Origin of the sequence: Desulfobulbus alkaliphilus, from assembly GCF_016918545.1 — a bacterium.
GTDB lineage: Bacteria > Desulfobacterota > Desulfobulbia > Desulfobulbales > Desulfobulbaceae > Desulfobulbus > Desulfobulbus alkaliphilus.
This window is the reverse complement of sequence record NZ_JAFFQC010000035.1, coordinates 18,146-37,364: the sequence shown is the minus strand read 5'-3', so window position 1 is coordinate 37,364 and position 19,219 is coordinate 18,146. Positions and strand designations below refer to the sequence as shown.

At 52.8% G+C, this 19,219-nt stretch carries 19 protein-coding genes and 2 pseudogenes; 17 read left to right on the top strand and 4 right to left on the bottom strand.

Annotated elements, in window-relative coordinates:
* Positions 1-233: 233 nt before the first annotated feature.
* A pseudogene (locus JWG43_RS14930) lies at positions 234-443 on the bottom strand (IS1634 family transposase N-terminal domain-related protein); the annotation flags it as partial.
* A gap of 476 nt (positions 444-919) precedes the next feature.
* Here JWG43_RS14930 and JWG43_RS19945 point away from each other — a divergent pair.
* Positions 920-1,339, top strand: coding sequence for a prepilin-type N-terminal cleavage/methylation domain-containing protein (locus JWG43_RS19945; RefSeq protein WP_275888475.1), 420 nt, complete (start codon positions 920-922; stop codon positions 1,337-1,339).
* A gap of 123 nt (positions 1,340-1,462) precedes the next feature.
* On the opposite strand, the gene JWG43_RS14920 is transcribed toward JWG43_RS19945, so the two are convergent.
* Positions 1,463-1,663 carry a hypothetical protein gene (locus JWG43_RS14920; RefSeq protein WP_205243749.1) on the bottom strand — a complete coding sequence of 67 codons (201 nt, stop codon included), beginning with the start codon at positions 1,661-1,663 and terminating at the stop codon, positions 1,463-1,465.
* Between the two features lie 99 nt (positions 1,664-1,762).
* On the opposite strand from JWG43_RS14920, the gene JWG43_RS14915 reads away from it, so the two are divergent.
* The 7 genes from JWG43_RS14915 (at position 1,763) to JWG43_RS14885 (ending at position 8,596) form a co-directional block, all read left to right on the top strand.
* On the top strand, positions 1,763-3,520 hold the full coding sequence (locus JWG43_RS14915) for a tetratricopeptide repeat protein (RefSeq protein WP_205243748.1): 1,758 nt from the start codon (positions 1,763-1,765) through the stop codon (positions 3,518-3,520).
* Positions 3,504-4,679 (top strand): vitamin K epoxide reductase/DsbA family protein, encoded by a 1,176-nt coding sequence (locus JWG43_RS14910; RefSeq protein WP_205243747.1) that lies wholly within the window; start codon positions 3,504-3,506, stop codon positions 4,677-4,679. The genes JWG43_RS14915 and JWG43_RS14910 overlap by 17 nt, the downstream gene beginning before the upstream one ends.
* 114 nt (positions 4,680-4,793) lie before the next feature.
* The gene (locus JWG43_RS14905) at positions 4,794-5,135 is read left to right on the top strand and encodes a hypothetical protein (RefSeq protein WP_205243746.1); all 342 of its coding nucleotides are present in this window, start codon (positions 4,794-4,796) and stop codon (positions 5,133-5,135) included.
* On the top strand, positions 5,089-5,493 hold the full coding sequence (gene mntA, locus JWG43_RS14900) for a type VII toxin-antitoxin system MntA family adenylyltransferase antitoxin (RefSeq protein ID WP_205243745.1): 405 nt from the start codon (positions 5,089-5,091) through the stop codon (positions 5,491-5,493). Before JWG43_RS14905 ends, mntA begins: the two co-directional genes overlap by 47 nt.
* Positions 5,468-5,890: a type VII toxin-antitoxin system HepT family RNase toxin gene (hepT, locus tag JWG43_RS14895; RefSeq protein WP_205243744.1), complete on the top strand. Its 423-nt coding sequence runs from the start codon at positions 5,468-5,470 to the stop codon at positions 5,888-5,890. The genes mntA and hepT overlap by 26 nt, the downstream gene beginning before the upstream one ends.
* Positions 5,877-7,595, top strand: a complete 1,719-nt coding sequence (locus tag JWG43_RS14890; protein WP_205243743.1) for an ArnT family glycosyltransferase — start codon at positions 5,877-5,879, stop codon at positions 7,593-7,595. The genes hepT and JWG43_RS14890 overlap by 14 nt, the downstream gene beginning before the upstream one ends.
* A gap of 47 nt (positions 7,596-7,642) precedes the next feature.
* Complete coding sequence (locus JWG43_RS14885) at positions 7,643-8,596, top strand: UDP-glucuronic acid decarboxylase family protein (protein ID WP_205243742.1); 954 nt, start codon at positions 7,643-7,645, stop codon at positions 8,594-8,596.
* A 130-nt stretch (positions 8,597-8,726) separates the two neighbouring features.
* Here JWG43_RS14885 and JWG43_RS14880 read toward each other — a convergent pair whose 3' ends face one another.
* Both JWG43_RS14880 and gmd read right to left on the bottom strand, forming a co-directional pair.
* Positions 8,727-9,887 carry a GDP-L-fucose synthase family protein gene (locus JWG43_RS14880; RefSeq protein WP_205243741.1) on the bottom strand — a complete coding sequence of 387 codons (1,161 nt, stop codon included), beginning with the start codon at positions 9,885-9,887 and terminating at the stop codon, positions 8,727-8,729.
* Between the two features lie 258 nt (positions 9,888-10,145).
* Complete coding sequence (gmd, locus tag JWG43_RS14875; RefSeq protein WP_205243751.1) at positions 10,146-11,282, bottom strand: GDP-mannose 4,6-dehydratase; 1,137 nt, start codon at positions 11,280-11,282, stop codon at positions 10,146-10,148.
* 312 nt (positions 11,283-11,594) lie between these two features.
* On the opposite strand from gmd, the gene JWG43_RS14870 reads away from it, so the two are divergent.
* The 9 genes and pseudogenes from JWG43_RS14870 (at position 11,595) to JWG43_RS14835 (ending at position 19,157) form a co-directional block, all read left to right on the top strand.
* Positions 11,595-12,143 carry a winged helix-turn-helix domain-containing protein gene (locus JWG43_RS14870; protein WP_205243740.1) on the top strand — a complete coding sequence of 183 codons (549 nt, stop codon included), beginning with the start codon at positions 11,595-11,597 and terminating at the stop codon, positions 12,141-12,143.
* A 316-nt stretch (positions 12,144-12,459) separates the two neighbouring features.
* The gene (locus JWG43_RS14865) at positions 12,460-14,274 is read left to right on the top strand and encodes an ABC transporter ATP-binding protein (protein ID WP_205243739.1); all 1,815 of its coding nucleotides are present in this window, start codon (positions 12,460-12,462) and stop codon (positions 14,272-14,274) included.
* Between the two features lie 30 nt (positions 14,275-14,304).
* Entirely contained in the window at positions 14,305-15,321 is a 1,017-nt protein-coding gene (gene pseB, locus JWG43_RS14860) for a UDP-N-acetylglucosamine 4,6-dehydratase (inverting) (protein WP_205243738.1), read from the top strand.
* Between the two features lie 56 nt (positions 15,322-15,377).
* On the top strand, positions 15,378-15,641 hold the full coding sequence (locus tag JWG43_RS14855) for a hypothetical protein (protein ID WP_205243737.1): 264 nt from the start codon (positions 15,378-15,380) through the stop codon (positions 15,639-15,641).
* A pseudogene (locus JWG43_RS20290) lies at positions 15,628-16,044 on the top strand (type II toxin-antitoxin system VapC family toxin); the annotation flags it as partial. The gene JWG43_RS14855 and the pseudogene JWG43_RS20290, both read left to right, overlap by 14 nt.
* Positions 16,045-16,077: 33 nt before the next feature.
* Complete coding sequence (gene pseC, locus JWG43_RS14850; protein WP_371925201.1) at positions 16,078-17,277, top strand: UDP-4-amino-4,6-dideoxy-N-acetyl-beta-L-altrosamine transaminase; 1,200 nt, start codon at positions 16,078-16,080, stop codon at positions 17,275-17,277.
* Positions 17,274-17,984 (top strand): pseudaminic acid cytidylyltransferase, encoded by a 711-nt coding sequence (pseF, locus tag JWG43_RS14845; RefSeq protein ID WP_205243735.1) that lies wholly within the window; start codon positions 17,274-17,276, stop codon positions 17,982-17,984. Before pseC ends, pseF begins: the two co-directional genes overlap by 4 nt.
* Positions 17,985-17,999: 15 nt before the next feature.
* Positions 18,000-18,617: a pseudaminic acid biosynthesis-associated methylase gene (locus JWG43_RS14840; protein ID WP_205243734.1), complete on the top strand. Its 618-nt coding sequence runs from the start codon at positions 18,000-18,002 to the stop codon at positions 18,615-18,617.
* 42 nt (positions 18,618-18,659) lie between these two features.
* Entirely contained in the window at positions 18,660-19,157 is a 498-nt protein-coding gene (locus JWG43_RS14835) for a GNAT family N-acetyltransferase (protein ID WP_205243733.1), read from the top strand.
* Positions 19,158-19,219: the final 62 nt, after the last annotated feature.

The following is a 19,219-nucleotide window of genomic DNA, read 5'->3' as shown; positions in this document are numbered from 1 at the left end:
GTGTTGCATGGCGCCCAATTATGGCCGGAAGACATACCGGATAAGTGAGCAGGAAAAAACCGATTATCTATTCATTTTCAAAAAATGGGTCTGTAGGTTGTGGGTGAGGAACGTACCCCAACAGATAAAAGGGTGGGCAGACGTCTATTTGCCTGCCCACGAAGATATCCAACGAATCACGTTATCGGGCATTTATCTCATTCCATCGCATCTGACTGCGTGCTGTCATCCAGCGGATCCACCACGGTGACACCGCAGACCCGGGCAATGGAGCGGCAGAGCCGTACCAGGGCTTCCCGATCGACCTGATCGGCCCGACCGAAGCTGTGAATGATTTTGGCGGAGGATTTGCCGGTCTCCGGATGGCGCTCGCTGTGGGCCAGTTGATAATAGACCGTCACCGTGCCGTCTTTATTTTTCCTCTGGGTTGTTCGCAGGTACATGATAGCTATGGAGGATATAAATAACCTCCTCTATTGTCAATGAGAGGAAGTCAGAGATCCCCCCATTTAATAAAAAAATTATATTTTCAATTATTTACAAACTAAAGGACGCTTGTCTGATTTTCATCCAGGGTTTGCGTACAGAGGAATGTATACCTTCAACGCACAATCTTGGCATCTTCTAGGCCTGACCCCGCAGACACGATTCCACGGATGCCCTAAACAGTCACCTGGTGGTGACAAATATTGTCAGCAGCAGACAATCCGTGTCACCACTGCGGCCTTTTCTTTCGCTCACTGTGCATTCCCTGGAACAGGGAAAAAGAGAGTCTCTCCTATAACTCATTAGAAAAATAACACTTTCAGATACGACTCCAAAATGGCACGCCATATGCTTATAGACAGCAAACAGAAAAAAATACCGCCGACAACAAACCACCCGGCGGCAACCAACACACCTTTTGGAGGGTATGCACATGACACTGAACAAACTGACACTGAGAACAAATGAAAAAGGCTTCACCCTGATCGAGTTGATGATCGTTATCGCGATTATCGGTATCTTGGCTGCTATCGCTATTCCTAACTTTATTTCTTATAGGAACAAGACTTTTTGCTCGGCTGCAGAGAGTGATGCGAATACCATTGCTGCAGCTATTGCAAATTATTTTGCAGTACCATCACGAACTAATCTTCCGACAATGGCTAACTTGGGATTAGTTGGTAATTTGAGTGGCAATCCATCAAACACAGCGACAATCACCGGTAACCCCAACGGAATTATTTCTATAGTGGTGACTGATATTTCAACCCGTTGCCCAGAAGATTATCGACTTGCCAACCCAGACTGGACTAATGCCGCTGCTGGTGGCGCTTACACACACGCTATGCAATAATATCCAATTAACAGGCACATGAGGAGGAGGCCAAACCTCCTCCTCAACGTTGTCTTTATAATGAAAAAAAATAATCTATTTCCATATCAAAGCAGAATTATTATCTTAATAGGAATTTTAACATCACTTATATATTTCAATACCGTTCATGTCCCTTGGCATTTTGATGATCCACCCAATATACTCAACAACTATCCGCTTCACATTGAAAACCTTAAACCAGAAACTCTTCAAAAAACCCTGTATGCCAAACCTTTTAAGGAAGGCGAGTTCTACCGCCCCATAGCCAATCTCTCCTTTGCTCTTAACTGGTATTTCGGCCAAGATAACCCCTTAGGGTATCACCTCGTCAATCTCCTCATCCACATCCTGACCGCTGTTTTCCTTTGTAAAACCATTCTTCTTCTCCTGCGATCCTCTTTCTTGAAAAAATACTCGGTGCAAGATCTCCTGTTCATTGCCCTGCTCAGCACCACCCTCTGGGCCATCAATCCGATCCAGACCCAGGCCGTCACCTATATTGTTCAGCGCATGGCCTCCATGGCGGCCATGTTTTATATTTTTGCCGTTTATAATTATATTCGAGCCCGCCAGGCAGATACTACCCTGCCACGCTGCAAACATCTGCTCTATTGCTGTTTATTTTTTCTCCTTGCCCTGGGATGCAAGGAAAATGCTGTCACTCTGATCCCCAGTCTGCTGCTGATTGAAGTTCTTTTTCTGCAACGGACCGACCGGTTTTCAAAGACTCTTTTTTATCTGCTCATCATTGCCAACCTTCTTTTTCTGTTGGCAGCCGCCTACTACATTCATGACCAGAATTATCTAAAGGCACTGACAGATCCGGTGGGGTTCAGACCCTTTTCCACCGCAGAACGACTGCTGACCCAACCCGCTATTCTTCTCTTTTACCTTTCCCTGCTTCTCTATCCTGCACCGGCACGACTCTCTTTTGACCACAGCTTCCCCTTGTCCACCTCGCTACTGCACCCATGGACCACCCTGCCCGCCCTGCTAGGTGTCGCCGCCCTGATTGTCCTGGCGCTGTGGCAATGGAGAAAAAGACCCCTGCTCAGCTTTGCCATCCTTTTTTTCTTTCTCAACCACCTGGTGGAGTCAACCATCATCCCTCTGGAACTGATCTTTGAACACCGCAATTATCTGCCATCCTTTTTCCTGTTTCTGCCGGTGGCAGCGGGCTTGCTCTGGGCCATCAACCATGCCCGGGCCAAGTCACGACATTTGCTCCACGGTGTTTTGATCACATCCATCCCTCTCTTTCTGATCGCCATCGGCCTAGGTACCTACAGCCGCAACCAGGTCTGGGCCACTGAGGAATCTCTGTGGACCGACGCACTGCAAAAAGCCCCGGATAACGCCCGCCCCTATGCCAAGTTGGGGGAGATCTATGGCTGGCAGAAAGAAAAAAACATCGAAAACTTACAAACTGCTGTTGCCCTCCTTTCCCATTCTCTGGATTTAGAATATCCTGACACTACTTTCAATGCAGCCATTGTCGGCAACATCGGCAAGGTCTATGCCAACTACGGCCTCCTGGATGAAGCGATCCACTATTATCAACAGTCACTGAACCTCAACCCCAATTTCATCACCTCCCGTTTTGATCTGGCCAATGCCCTGGCCCTGCAGGGAAGATTCACCGAGGCCCTGACACAGATCGACCTGGTCATCGAAAAAAATGATCTGCAAAGCCGATTCTTCAACCTCAGGAGCATGCTGCTGCTATGGCTCGACCGTCCCGAGGAAGCGGCACAAAGCAGCCATGGGGCCATGGTACGCACCTTTGTCAACAAAGAGCGATATTTCTACAACACCGGGGTCGCGCTGACCAGGGCCGGCCATCTCAGCCAGGGCAGATGGTTTCTGGGCAGGGCGCTGCACCGGTTTCCCAACGACAGGCATGTACTCTATGCCTTGGTGGAAAACCACCTCCTGGCCGAGGACCTTGGTGCCGCGGAACAATACGCCTTGCAACTCCTGGGTGGACATGGGATCCTGATCCTTAAACATGACATGGAAAACCTGCACCGTGATTATTCCTCGGTTCCGGTCAATATCGATCTGATCGCCCCTTTCCTTCTGGCAACGGCCCGGGACATCGTTAAAAAGGGGGAGCAGTCCGAAACACTATCGAGCAAGTCAGATGATGCAGAGCGATAACGATAACAGAAAAGCCCCCCTCCCCTACCCCTGGTACACCACCCCGGTCTTTGTACTCCTGCTCCTGGGCCTGGCCAACACCGCTTATCTGGCCTGGTCCCACTATAGAAATTACGCGGACCTGACTTTCAACAGCTTCTGCGCCTTGACCAGGGCCATCAACTGCGATACGGTCTCGCAAAGCCCCTGGTCAATTTTCCTGGGTCTGCCGCTGGCCTACTGGGGGCTGTTTGCCTATGCCCTGTTTTTGGTGATTTTTCTTGCCACCCTGCGCAAAACCAAGGGCTCGGAACAGCTTTGGTTTCTCCTCTTCCTCCTTGGTATTGTCTATGCCCTGGCCTCAGTATTTTTCGGCTGGATCTCGGCCACCAAAATCAAGGCCCATTGCATTCTCTGCCTGGTTAGTCACGCCACCAGCCTTGCCCTGCTTTTTTTCAGCTGGATCATCCTGCGCCGTTTCTGCACCACCGCCTTCTGGACCGGAGTAAAAGATGGATGGCGTTATCTGATCCGCTCGTTGCCGCTCAAGATCAGCATCCTTGCCCTGGTGGTTCTGGCTGTCTGCACCAGGATATATATGCCGCCCTACTGGCAGTTCGACCTGCCGCCGGTCACCTCGGCCATCCCCAGCGGCTTGACCGAAGAGGGACATCCCTGGATTGGCTCGGAGCATCCGGAAATCACCATCTACGAATATGCCGATTACCAGTGCTTCCAGTGCGGCAAGATGCACCAATTCCTGCGCCGTTTGATCGCCGAACACCCCGAAACCATCCGCTTGGTCCACGTCCATTATCCCATGGATCATGAGTTCAACAGCCTCATTGTGCCTGAACCCTTTCACATCGGCTCCGGCAGGATGGCCATGATCGCCATCTACGCGGCGGCCCATGAAAAGTTCTGGGAAATGAACGATGCGCTCTATATCCTTGGCAGAGCAAGAGAGAACTTCAACACCCGCACCCTGGGAGAAATGACCGGGTTTACGCCCGGTGAACTGGCAGGGGCCAGCCGCCACCCGCAGATCCGGGAAAACCTCCTCCACCAGATCCGCCAGGGCATGCAATTGGGCATCACCGGCACCCCGACCTATGTCATTGACGGTCAGGTCTATCAGGGATCAATCCCAGCTGAGGTGCTGCGAAGAATCACCAAGTGACGGCAGAGACAATGCAAAATACTCGTAATCGTCCAATTGATGCCAAATACCGCAACAAACAGTCGTTTGTGCCCACCCAATAAAAACTACGGCCACGCTGTAGGAGCCCACCATGTGGGCGATATTTTCTCCTCATCTTCTCATAAGCTTTTTCGCCCACAGGGTGGGATCCTACAGGGTTGGTACAACGATCAACATCTGTGGATCTTGTCAACCCTTACCCAAAAAACAACCAATTTTCCGGCGGAAAAACGATTGGCGTGGTTGACACCAGACTCAGCTTCTGTACCCAAAAAATACAAATACCTATTGCTTTCCTGGCTCCGGCTGTATAATGGCTTGAATCCACATTACATTGAAGATCAATACAAGTTTTTACCGTTGCAAACCCCACAAGCCGCCACAACCCATGCCCTTTCCAGAAAAATCAGCCATTTGCCGAATACTCGCCGCTGAGCCCAAGCTGGAGTTTGCCGTGCTGATCGGCAGCCGGGCCGCCAACACTCACACCCCAGACAGTGATTGGGACTTTGCCCTGCAATGGCAATGGAACATGGACTGGCTGGAGCAACTGGGCCGCACCGAAACTTTGCGCCACGATCTGGCCAAGGTTTTGGCCCTGCCCACCACGGCCATCGATCTGGTTGACGTGCCCTGGGCAAGCCTGGCCATGCGGGCTGAAATAGCGGAAAACGGAGTTGTTCTCATCGGCGAAGATAACCTGCCCTGGCAGAAATTCCTCCGGCGGACCTGGCGGGAGCTAGAGGAGCATTACTGGGAGATGATCTATGCGCACGGACCTGTACCACGCTGAAACCAAGCGCATCGCCGCACAACAGGGTGCCATGCTGGACGAAGCCCGCTCACGCCTGCTCGCGGCGCAGGCTCTCACACCTCTTGAACAGAACGGTGTCCTGCACGGGTTGCAGGTGCTGATCGAAAACGCCATCGGCAAGGCCAAACAGCAACTCAAGGCACAGGGCGTGGAGGTGCCTATTTCCGCTTACGACGCTTTTGCAGCCCTGGCTCAGGCTGGATGTATCGACCAGAGGGTACTGCCCCAGTGGCATGGCATCGTTGGCCTCCGCAACCGGATTGTCCATGACTACATGAACGTGGACATGAATAAAATCCTTACGTTGGTCAGTCAGGGCCACTATACCTTCCTGCTCGACTTTCTCCGGGCCCCACTCAACGATGAAACAACCTGAAAGACTCCTCACCTGGGGCCTGATCCTGCTGCTGCTCGCCCTCATCACTGCCACCATCATCCTCGGCTCGGTGCCGCCGGTGGACCGGGACGCCCTGACCCACCATCTCTTTGTGCCCAAACTCTGGCTGCAGCACGGCGGTATCCATGAGATTCCGGAGATCGAATTCTCCTACTACCCGATGAATCTCGACCTGCTCTATACCATCCCGCTCTATTTCGGCAATGACATCATCCCCAAGTACATCCATTACCTGTTTGCCCTGCTCACCGCAGGTCTCATCTTCAACTACCTGAAAAAAAACCTCGGCCTGCAGTACGCCCTGTTCGGGGCGCTCTTTTTCCTCTCCATCCCGATCATCGTTAAATTATCGATCACTGTGTATGTGGATCTTGGCCTGGTGTTTTTTACCACCGCCTCCCTGCTGCTCCTGCTTCATTGGGCAGAAAAGGCCTTCCAATGGCGCTTCCTCATCCTCGCCGGACTCTGCTGCGGCCTGGCCGCGGGCACCAAGTACAATGCCCTGGTCGCCATTGTTATCTTGACCCTGCTGGTGCCGATGATCTACCAGCGCGCTGCCGCACCGGGGCAACAAAGCAATCTCAAGGCCATTGGTTTTGCTTGTGTCTTTTTCACCGCCACCCTGGCCGCCTTTTCCCCCTGGCTGATTAAAAACTACCTCTGGACCGGCAATCCGGTCTACCCCCTGTACAACTCCCTGTTTCACAAGCTTCAGGAGGTTCCCGCCAGCCAGCAGCCTTTTGCCGAGGAAGAATTCATCGACACCCTGCAAACATTCACCCAATCCGGTAACACGGAATTCACCGCCAGAAAGACCTATTACAACGAAACATGGTGGCAAACGCTGCTGCTGCCCATCCGCTATTTTTATCAGGGTCAGGACGATAATCCCCAGTTTTTCGACGGCAAGCTCACCCCCTTTTTGCTCCTCCTTCCCCTTATAGGTTTGTTCATTAGAGCACCCAGCAGTCAACAGCAGCGGGAAAAATCCATTCTCCTGCTGTTCGCCCTGCTCTATTTTTTCCTCACTTTTTTTCAGGCTGCGCTGCGTATTCGCTACATCGTGCCCATCGTCCCGCCTCTGGTCATTCTTTCCATGTACGGTCTGCATGGCACGCTCCATGCCCTGACGGCACGGATCAACTCAAGCACCTGGAGAAAAACGGGCGTCTTGTTGCTCTCCACCGCCATTGCCGGCTCCATGCTGTGGTACAATGCCCAGTATATCGCCGGTCAGTTCACCGTGGTGAAACCCCTGCCCTACCTGCGCGGCGAGGTCAGCCGGGACGAGTATATCACCACCTTCCGCAACGAGTACCCGGCAGTGCAATACGCCAACGCCATCCTGCAACCGGACGCCAGGGTTTTGTGTATCTTTCTAGGCAACCGGGGCTATTACATGGATTTCCAGCCAATCTTTGAACAACCCTATTTCAATCAACTCTTTGCTCGCTTCCTTTCCGCAAAGAATCAGGACCAGAGCATTCTCGATCTCATGCAACAAAAAAACATCACCCACGTTCTGTTTCGTGACGACCTGACTATTATTTGGTATCAAGGCCTGAACGAGCACGACAGAACACGCCTGGCCCCGCTTTTTGCCAATGTAGCACAGCCATTATACAGCGGGGATGGGTATACTTTTTTTGCTGTCTCCCCGGAAACAGAACCATCGATCCCCTGACAAGCAATCCCCCTTGACGGCCATCCACAGGAGGAAACACCGAAATCATGTACACAAGAAAACGCATCCTGGTGACCGGTGGCAGCGGCTTTCTCGGCTCTCACCTGTGTGAACGACTTCTGCGAGAGGGTGATGACGTCCTATGTCTGGATAATTTTTTCACCGGCACCAAGGACAATATCCTCCATCTTCTCGACAATCCTCATTTTGAACTCATCCGCCATGATGTGACCTTTCCGCTGTATGTGGAGGTTGATGAGATCTACAATCTGGCCTGCCCGGCTTCCCCGATTCATTACCAGTTCGATCCGGTGCAGACCACCAAGACCTGTGTGCACGGGGCCATCAACATGCTCGGTTTGGCCAAGCGAGTGCGGGCGAAAATATTCCAGGCCTCCACCAGCGAAGTCTATGGTGACCCAGAGGTACACCCGCAACCCGAATCCTATTGGGGCAGCGTCAATCCCATTGGCCGCCGTTCCTGCTACGATGAGGGCAAGCGCTGTGCCGAGACGCTGTTTTTCGATTACCACCGCCAGCACAAACTGCGCATCAAGGTGGCCAGGATCTTCAACACCTATGGACCACGGATGCATCCCAATGACGGCCGCGTGGTCTCCAATTTCATTGTGCAAGCCCTGCAAAACGAGCCCATCACCATTTATGGTGACGGTCGTCAGACCCGATCGTTTTGCTATGTCGATGACCTGATCGAGGCATTCATCCGCCTGATGAGCACGGATGATGAGTGCACGGGCCCGATGAACCTCGGCAATCCCGGAGAGTTTACCATCCGGGAGCTGGCGGAAACCATTATCGCCATGACCGGATCAGCGTCAAAACTGACTTTTACCCAACTGCCCAGCGATGACCCCATGCAGCGCAAGCCGGATATCTCCCTGGCCCGCAAAGTCCTGGACTGGGAGCCCAGAATTTCCCTGGAACAAGGGTTGCAGCCTACTATTGCTTACTTTGAGCAATTGCTGAAAGGGTCGCAATAACGGAACAGCCATCATTGCAGGTCTTCATCCAGAAACGGCTCCACCCTTCCGACCCTTTGTTACGCAATCCAGTTTAATTTCTGTAATATTGAATACATATCTGTTCTTCACCTAGCCGACACGCCTCGATTCAGAACGAAATATCTCGTTTCTGGATGGACACTTGATAGCGATTGTACGTATCCCGCAACCCAGCCTGCATCGTGTATTGCGGTGCCCACCCCAGCACGTTCAGTCTGGTGGTATCAAGCAATTTCCGCGGCGTACCGTCCGGCTTGTCCGCATCGTACACTACCTCACCGTTGAATCCGACGATCTCCCTGATCAACTCCGCCGTCTCGGCAATAGTGTGATCCAGGCCTGTCCCTATGTTCAGGAAGGAGTGAGGAAAGAAAACCGACTGATTCAAGCCCATGACAAAAACGCAGGCGGCGGCCATGTCGTCTACGTGGAGGAACTCTCGCCGGGCTTGCCCTGTACCCCAGAGCACCACCCTCGGTCGAGGGGGCGCGGTCAGGGGTGATGGATGAGGAGCAGGAGGCAAGGACTGTTTACCACCAGGTACATACCCATCAAGGAAGCTGGAGGAGTCGAGTTTCAGGCAGATGGCTTGTTTAATATCAAGAGGGATGGGACCGTATGTGGCTTGGTCCTGCTGGATGCTCTTGAGGTCGCCCTGCATGGCGAGCTTGGCCAAGTGGAATTTGCGAAGCATGGCGGGAATGACATGACTGTTTTCCAAATGGTAGGTATCGCCTGGACCATACAGATTGGTGGGCATCACCGAGCGGTACCTGGTGCCATACTGGCGATTATAGGCTTCACACATCTTGATGCCGGCGATCTTGGCAATGGCATAGGGTTGGTTGGTGAACTCCAATTCGCCCGTGAGCAGGTACTCCTCCTTCATCGGCTGGGGAGCGAATTTGGGGTAGATGCAGGAACTGCCGAGAAAAAGGAGTTTATCGATGCCGGCCCTGAAGGCCTCACTGATGACGTTGGTCTGGATTTGCAGGTTAGTGGTGATGAAGTCGGCCGGGTAGGTGTTGTTGGCATGAATGCCGCCGACTTTGGCTGCGGCCAGGACCACATACTCTATTTTTTCTTTGTGGAAAAAATCCCTGACCGCCTGTTGTTCGGTCAGGTCCAGTTCCTTGTGGGTACGGGTGATGATGTTTTTGTAACCATTGGCCAGGAGCTTGCGGACCATGGCCGAGCCAACCATGCCTCTGTGACCGGCTATGTAGATTTTTGAGTGAGAAGTGAGAAGTGAGGAGTCGGGAGAGGGCATGGGCGGGTTCCTTTCCTTGCGCGGATTGGTGTAGTCGGAAAAAAAATTCTGATTGTGCTCCAGGCTGTCTGGAGCTGCCTGTAGCCGGTCACGAAGGCAAGCTGTGCGTTTTATTCCGCTCTTGCATGGTCGGCGGTCACGGATAGGCCCCGGATCCGCGCGGACGAAACTGTCAGCCATATTCCTGCCATGGGGGCTGCCGCGTCCGTGCAACAAAGGTGGGGCACCTGCGATCGTATACGACTGAGTCCCTCGGAATCATTCATGATGATCAAAGGTCTTGAATCCTTCATTGCGGCACAACGCATCCCGCTGGGCCTCGGCCAGGTCGGACAGGACCATTTCCCTGACCAGTTCCGCAAAGGTGATGCGCGGTTGCCAGCCCAGTTCGCGTTTGGCCTTGGAAGGGTCGCCCAGCAGGGTCTCCACTTCCGTGGGGCGAAAATAACGGGGATCGACACGGACGATGACATCACCTGGTTTTGGGCCTTGGGTGCGCAAATCGTTAGTTGATGGCGACTGGGGAAAGGTGGCCTCGACAACGCCGATCTCCTCGACTCCCCTGCCCTGCCAGGTGAGATGAAGGCCCAGTTCGGCGGCGGCCAGCGTGACGAAATCACGCACCGAGTGCTGCACACCGGTGGCGATGACGTAGTCCCGCGGCTGCTCCTGCTGCAGCATCAGCCATTGCATCAGCACGTAGTCCCTGGCATGACCCCAGTCGCGCTTGGCGTCGAGGTTACCGAGATAAAGACAATCCTGGAGACCAAGGACAATGCGGGCCAAGGCCCGGGTGATCTTGCGAGTGACAAAGGTTTCTCCACGTACCGGGGACTCGTGGTTAAAGAGGATGCCGTTGCAGGCATAAAGGCCGTAGGCTTCCCGGTAGTTGACCGTGATCCAGTAGGCATAAAGCTTGGCCACTGCATAGGGCGAACGTGGATAAAAGGGAGTGGTTTCGGTCTGGGGGATTTCCTGCACCTTCCCGTAAAGTTCCGAGGTGGAGGCCTGATAGAAACGGGTTTTTGCGGTGAGATTGAGAATACGGATGGCCTCCAAGATGCGCAAGGTGCCCAGGGCGTCGGAATTGGCGGTGTATTCCGGCTCCTCGAAACTGACCGCTACATGGGACTGGGCCGCCAAGTTGTAGACCTCATCCGGTTGCACTTTTTGCACGATACGGATCAGGCTGGTGGCGTCGGTGAGATCGCCATGGTGGAGGATGAAACGACGATTCTCCTCGTGCGGATCCTGGTACAGGTGATCGATGCGGTCGGTGTTGAACAGTGACGCACGACGCTTGATACCGTGAACCTCATACCCTTTCTGGAGGAGCAATTCGGCCAGGAAGGAACCGTCCTGGCCGGTAACTCCGGTAATCAATGCTGTTTTCATGATCATGACAATTTCTTGATGGGATGAAAGAGGCAGAAACCGAGACGCAGACAAAACGTCAGGGTCCAGCCCAGGTGAATGCAATCAAAAAGGTGTGTATGCAGTATGATACCTCGTACCCTTCACTATTGACACCCAAAAAAATTCCAACCCGTGACAACACTGAGCCTGCACCAAGAGAGATGAAATCCATCGCCAAGGTTTTGCCATAACTCCTGCCACACTCCTTCTCCCGTTCGATTTTTTCCTTGACAGCCTCCAGGGCAAGGAGATATCGTTCTTAAAAATAGAACATAAAAGCAAACAAGGACCATGCACTCACTCTTCTCCGGCCTGATCACCTCCAAAACCCGCATCAAGATCCTGATGCGCCTTTTCCTGAACCCACAAGGACAGGCCTACCTGCGGGAACTTGCCGAGGATTTTCAGATCTCCCCTAGTCAGGTCAAGGAAGAACTCGATCAGTTGCGGAACGCCAAACTCCTGGTCAGCAAAAAAAACGGCCGTCAGGTTATTTTCTCCGCCAATCAACAACATCCTGTTTTCAACGAACTCCACTCCATGGTCAAAAAAGCCCTGGGCATGGACGAAATCCTGGAATCGATCATCATGCGCCTGGGGAACCTGCGGCAAGCAATCCTCATCGACGATTATGCGGAAGGCAAGGACACCGGCATTATCGATCTGGTCCTGATCGGTGATATCGACACAACCAACCTATTGGATCTCAGCCTGAAGACCGAAAAATATATTGGGCGGAAAATCAGAACACTTGTTTTAAGCGAGGATGAATACCATGCCCGCCCTGAGATCCTGAAAAACCGGCCGCGGTTTGTTTTGTGGCGGCAGGAAGCTGTATGAGCATACAGGACGTAAACCTGACGAGCTTATGAGCTTCACTCATGCACTGAAATGGTCTTTCCTGGCCGAACTCGCATCGAAAGAATGGGGTTTTGCGGAGAGCAGTTCGTTAGATATCTCATTTAGAGTAGACGAAATTATAATCAAGCCCATGCGCAAAAGATATCACTTGGCCGAACTTCTAACTGAGATTACACCTGAAAATATGCATGCCGAAGTTGGCAGTGACGAGCCCATAAGGGCGGGGATTGCTCTGATGTACCTGAACCGAAATACCTAAATCCCCCAATCCCTAAATCCTAAACCAACCAACCTCATGTCACCTCCCCCCCAACCCACCGGCACCCTCACCCTGATCAAGCGTCTTTGGGGGCATTTGAATCGGCTGCGCAAGGTGCAGTGTCTGTTTCTGGCGGTATTGATGCAGGTATCAGCCGTGGCCGAGATGATCAGTTTGGGGGCGATTTTGCCGTTTATCGGTGTGTTGACCTCGCCGGAACGGGTGCTGGGGCATCCGGTGGTTGCCGGTCTGGCTGGCCGGGTTGGGATTGTCGAGGCCCAGCAGTTACTGCTTCCGGTGACGGTCTTGTTTGTAAGCGCGGCCCTTGTGGCTGGCGGGGTTCGGCTGTTGCAGCTTTGGGCCAACACCCGGTTCGCCTATGCCGTGGGCCACGACCTGAGCGCCGAGATTTACCGGCGGACCCTGTATCAGCCCTATCCTGTCCACCTATCCCGCAACAGCAGCGAGGTGATCAGCGGGGTGTACAAGGTGGAGGGGGCTATTCAAGTTTTGTTGCAACTGCTGATCATGATCAGCGGATGTGTTCTGGTTCTGGCCATTGCCCTGACCTTGCTGGCCATTGATCCCCTTGTGGCCGGCATTGCCTTTGGCGGGTTCGGGCTGATGTACGGGGGCATGACCAGGTTTTCGCGCAGCAGGTTGTCGCGCAACAGTCAGCGTATTGCCCTTGAGTCCAACCGGAGACTCAAGGCGTTGCAGGAGGGCCTGGGCGGCATTCGGTACATCATTCTGGGCAACAAACAGGCGTCCTATTGCGAAATGTACAGGAAGGCGGACTGGCCCATGCGCAAAGCCCAGGGCTACAATGCCCTGCTTGCCGGCGCCCCGAGGTTTACCGTGGAAGCCCTGGGCATCGCCATGCTCGCCTTCCTGGCCTATGGTCTGGCCCGGCAAAGCGGGGACATGGTCGCGGCCCTGCCGGTGCTTGGGGCCTTGGCCATGGGGGCCCAGCGTATGCTGCCGGCATTGCAGATCGTCTATAACGGCTGGGCATATATGGCCGGATCAAAGGCGTCCCTGGTGGATGTTCTGGACCTGCTGGACCAACCCTTGCCCGAAGCGGCCCGTACCCCGATGCCAAAGCCCCTGCCCTTTACCCGAGAGGTTCACTTTGATCACGTCAGCTTTCGCTACAGTGAAGCAGGCCCTCTGGTACTGGACAAGCTGGACTTGGCCATTCCTCGCGGGGCGCGGGTCGGATTTGTCGGGGCCACGGGTAGCGGCAAAAGTACGACCCTGGATCTGTTCATGGGGTTGCTCGCCCCCACGTCCGGGCGCATCGTCATAGACGACCGCCCTCTGTTTGGAGATGTTGTCCGCTCCTGGCAGCGCAACATCGCCCATGTACCCCAAAGCATCTTTTTAGCCGACGCCACGGTAGCCGAGAACATCGCCTTTGGGCATACCCTGGCCACCCTGGATATGGACAGGGTCAGGAAGGCTGCCCGCAAGGCGAATATTGCCGAATTCATCGAGAACCATCCCGACGGGTATCAGGCCTTTGTCGGGGAGCGGGGCATCCGGCTGTCCGGTGGGCAACGGCAAAGGGTGGGTATTGCCCGTGCTCTTTACGAACAAGCTGAAGTGCTGGTCTTTGACGAGGCCACCAGCGCCCTGGACAACGTCACGGAGCGCTCGGTGATGCAGGCCATCGCAGACCTGGGGCCGGACTTGACCATCCTGATCATTGCTCATCGTCTGTCCACGGTCCGGTCCTGTGACGTGATCGTGGAACTTGACCAAGGCCGGGTCGTGGCTCAGGGCAACTATGACGATTTGTTGTCCAGAAGCGAGAGCTTCAGAAAAATGGCTTCAAATGTGGAAGTGTAGGATTCGAACGTAGCAAGGGATGACAGAATAATGCTCAACAATAAATCCATCCTCATCACCGGCGGCACGGGTTCATTCGGCAAGGCGTTCGTCAAGACAGTTCTGGAACGCTATCCGGATGTGAAGCGTTTGGTGGTCTATTCCCGTGACGAACTCAAACAGTTCGAGATGGAGCAGGAATTCGATGATCGGAAATATCCGGCCATTCGCTATTTCATCGGGGACGTACGCGATTTTCCCCGCCTCCGACGCGCTCTGGAGCAGATCGAGATCGTGGTGCACGCTGCGGCCTTGAAGCAGGTGCCGGCGGCTGAATACAACCCCTTCGAGTGCATCAAAACCAACATTCTCGGAGCCCAGAACCTGATCGAGGCCTGCCTGGACACGCCCAGCATCCGCAAGGTGATCGCCCTTTCCACGGACAAGGCGGCAGCGCCCATCAATCTGTACGGCGCAACCAAGCTTTGCTCGGATAAGCTGTTCATCGCGGCCAATAATATCAAAGGCGGGCGGGATATTTTGTATGCCGTGGTGCGCTACGGCAATGTCATGGGTAGCCGGGGCTCTGTGATTCCCTTTTTTCTGGACAGACGCAAAACCGGGGTTCTGCCCATCACCGATCCAGCCATGACCCGGTTCAACATCTCCTTGCAGGAAGGTGTGGACATGGTTCTTTGGACCATTGAAAATGCCCGAGGCGGCGAAATCTTCGTGCCCAAGATTCCCAGTTACAGGGTCGTGGACGTGGCCGAGGCCATTGGTCCCGAATGCGAAAAACCGGTGATCGGCATCCGGCCCGGAGAAAAAATCCACGAGGAAATGATCACGACCAGCGACAGCCACTGCACCGTGGACCTTGGCAAATATTTCGCGATTCTGCCCACGACGGGCAAACACAGTACCCGCCGCTACTGTGAACTGTACGGGTGCACCATGGTCAAGACCGGTTTTGCCTATAATAGCGGAACAAACCCGGATTTTTTAAGCGTGGTTGAATTAAGGAAGCTGATCCGGTTGCATGTGGAACCGAATTTTGCCCATGAATAGCAATCTGCCATAAATCACAATTTTTTTGAATACAGACAATTATATGAGCTTGCAGCATGCCTTCGGAAATGAAGTTTACGACAAAATATCATTCAGGCGGGATTATTGCCGTTGATCCATGGGTTGCCATGAGTTTGCGAGAAGGGCAGCTGCTACGGGTTACCCTGGAAATCCTGGAGGAACCGCAAGATGATACATGCACTCCAAGTGCTGCTCACCACGAAACGATAGAATTCATTGATTTCCTGAAAAGTAATGTTGTCCATGGCGGCTATCGTGAAGCGGTCGTAACCAGGGATTATATTCATGAAAACGACTGACAAGCCGCTGTTTGATTCGAATATTTTTATCTACTCGGTGAATGCCGATTCCCCTTTTCATGCAACTGCATTGGACTTGCTGGAACGGTACACCAAAAGTGGTTTTTATGTGACTGATATCAACCTGATCGATTTTTTTCAGGTCGTCACGGACGGCAGAAAAACGCTTCGTCCTTTTTCCACGGAGCAGGCATCTGAATACATCCGGAAACTTGTACGCATCCCGGAAGTTAACGTCCTCAAGACACGTTCGTTCCATGAGATTCTGCATGATGATGGGGCACATGCCGAAGTCCGGCGATTTCAGGTTAAGCATTTTGCTATATACGACTATCTGATAGTGGACTGTATGCGGCAACACGATATCAAGACGATTGTTACCGGGAACGCACAGGATTTCCGGAAGTATCCTTTTCTTGATGTCATTGACCCATTTATGACCCAATCGACAACACAAGGACGAGCCGTTGCTCCCATCCCCTACGGCCGCCAATCCATCTCCGAGCAGGACGTGTCCGCGGTTTGTTCCGTACTCCTCTCGGACTTTCTGACCCAGGGGCCGAAGGTTCCGGCATTTGAGCAGATCGTGGCCGAGTACTGCGGCGCAAGGCACGCTGTTGCCGTCAACTCCGCCACCAGCGCCCTGCACATTGCCTGTCTGGCGTTGGGCCTTGGCCCCGGCGAAACGCTCTGGACCTCGCCTACCACCTTCGTGGCTTCGGCCAATTGTGCTTTGTACTGTGGGGCAAGCGTGGATTTCGTGGATATCGACCCGCGCACTTACAATATGAGCGTCAACGCCCTGGAGGCGAAGCTGGTACAGGCTCGGCAGTCGGGTTGCCTGCCCAAAGTGGTCGTACCAGTGCACCTGTGCGGCCAGCCGTGCGAGATGCAGGCCATTCACACCCTGTCGCGGGAGTATGGATTCAGGATCATTGAGGATGCCTCCCATGCCATTGGGGCCAAATATCAGGGCGAGCCATTGGGCAACTGCCGTTACAGTGACATCACGGTGTTTAGTTTTCACCCGGTGAAGATCATCACCACGGGTGAAGGGGGCATGGCTCTGACCAATGATCCGGAATTGGCAAGGCTGATGGAGTGTTTTCGTACCCACGGAATTACCGGCAACAAGGCGGAGATGCAGCCTCGTCCCGCGGATGAAATATGGAATTACCAGCAGATCCGTCTTGGCTGTAACTACCGCATGACCGACATCCAAGCTGCCCTGGGCTTGAGCCAGATGACGCGCTTGGATGAGTTCATTGAAAAGCGTCGTCAAATTGCCGCCCGCTACGATACAGCCTTTGCCGACTTGCCCGTGACAACACCCTGGCAGCATCCGGATACCTGTTCAAGCTACCACCTCTACCCGATCCGCATCCGCCAAGGTGATAGTCCCAAAAGCCAGCGCCAAGTGTACGATGCTTTTCATTCAGCCGAGGTCAATGTGAACCTGCACTATATTCCTGTTTATCGTCAGCCCTATTATGAAGCCATGGGGTTTGCGGCGGGCTACTGTCCTGAAGCAGAGCAGTATCATAAGGAAACGATTAGTCTGCCCATGTATCCCTCGCTAAGCATTGAACAGCAAAATTCAATAATACAGACAGTAATGGAATCCATAATACCATGAACATCGCCATCATCCCCGCCCGGGGTGGTTCAAAGCGCATCCCCCGCAAGAACATCAAAGACTTTCACGGCAAGCCGATGATTGCCTACCCCATCTCGGTTGCCCTGGAGTCCGGATTGTTTGACCGGATAATCGTGTCCACGGATGATGAAGAAATCGCGGACGTCGCGAAACGTTACGGAGCTGAAGTGCCGTTCATGCGGCCCAAGGAACTGGCGGACGACTATGCCGGAACAAATGCTGTTGTCAGGCACTGCCTTGAATGGCTTGTTGAGAAGAACCGGAAACCTGAATACGCCTGCTGCATCTATGCCACTACTCCATTCCTGCGCACGGAGTATTTGCGAAACGGGCTTGAATTGCTCAAGGAGAGCGGGAAGTCGTTTGCCTTTACCGTGACCACCTTTCCTTCCCCCATCCAAAGGTCAGTGCGAATCAGGAAGGACGGAGCCCTGGAAGCCATCTTTCCTGAACATGTGCCCAAACGTTCGCAGGATCTGGAGGAAGCCTATCATGATGCCGGCCAGTTCTACTGGGGAAAGTCTGAGGCGTTTCTGAACAGGGTTGCGCTTTATTCCCCTGAATCCATCCCAGTGGTCCTTCCACGTTATCTTGTCCACGATATTGATACGCCTGAAGACTGGAGAATGGCGGAGCTGATGTACAAGGCCCTGAGATCCGATATGAACCATAGTAATTCTATATAACTACAGGATGTGAAGATGAACAGTGAATACAACACAGAACAAGAATCGTTCTGGGCCGGCGATTTCGGGGATGAATATTCCCGGCGTAATGTTGGAATTACAGGCCCCGCCAACAAAATTATTTTCTTTTCCAATGTTCTAAAGCATACGGGGTCACTTGCCTCGGCAATCGAGTTTGGCGCCAATATCGGGTTGATGCTGAAAGCATTGCGGCAGTTGCTGCCTTCCGTGGAACTCGCAGCCATAGAAATCAACCCCACTGCTACAGAACAACTCGCGCAAATCAGCGGCCTGGAAGTTCACCTGTCATCCATCTTGGACTATACTCCAAAACGTACATACGACTTGGCATATACCCGAGGGGTCTTGATTCATATCGCGCCGGATCGTCTCAACGATGTTTATGATCGCCTGTATCAATCATCCCGAAAATATATATTGATAGCCGAATACTACAACCCAGTCCCTATTGAAGTGCAATACCGCGGGCATACGGGAAAGTTGTTCAAGCGCGATTTTGCCGGTGAAATGTTGGATAGATATAGTGATTTGACGTTGGTGGATTATGGATTTGTTTATCACCGGGATCCTTTTCCACAGGATGATATCACATGGTTTTTGATGGTAAAATAATTTTTTATCTATGCATCATTATAGAATCCTCTATTAATAGCCATGAGGAATAGAAACGTTTCTATCCGTCCCGCATCAATAGACGATTGCCAAGATATTTTTGGAATCATTTCAGATCCAGATGTTATAAAGGCGACATTCAAGCAAAGAAAAATACCACTGGATGAACACAAAACCTGGTTTCATTTGGCATTGAATAATCCTGACCGGTTCTTGTTCCTTATTGAAGACAATGACAAAAATACTCTTGGAATGCTGCGGTTCGATATTCAAAATAAATATGCTGATGTGTCCATCGTGCTGGACAAAGCGAGTCGTGGCCATGGGTATGGTCCACAGGCTCTCAATCTGGGTTGCGATGTCATTTATCAAACAACAGGGATTTCTGGTTATCGTGCGTATGCAAGAGCTGACAATATCCCGTCCTGCAAGGCTTTTACCAGGGCTGGATTTGTTCACAACGGCACAACCACAATTGAGGGTACACAGGCTGACATCTTTGTCTACACCATAACAGACTCTCCAACCAATGCCGTATGATCCCGACAGACAGCTTACCGTCAATCATTATACTCACCGACAGCCTGCCATCCTCCGGCTTA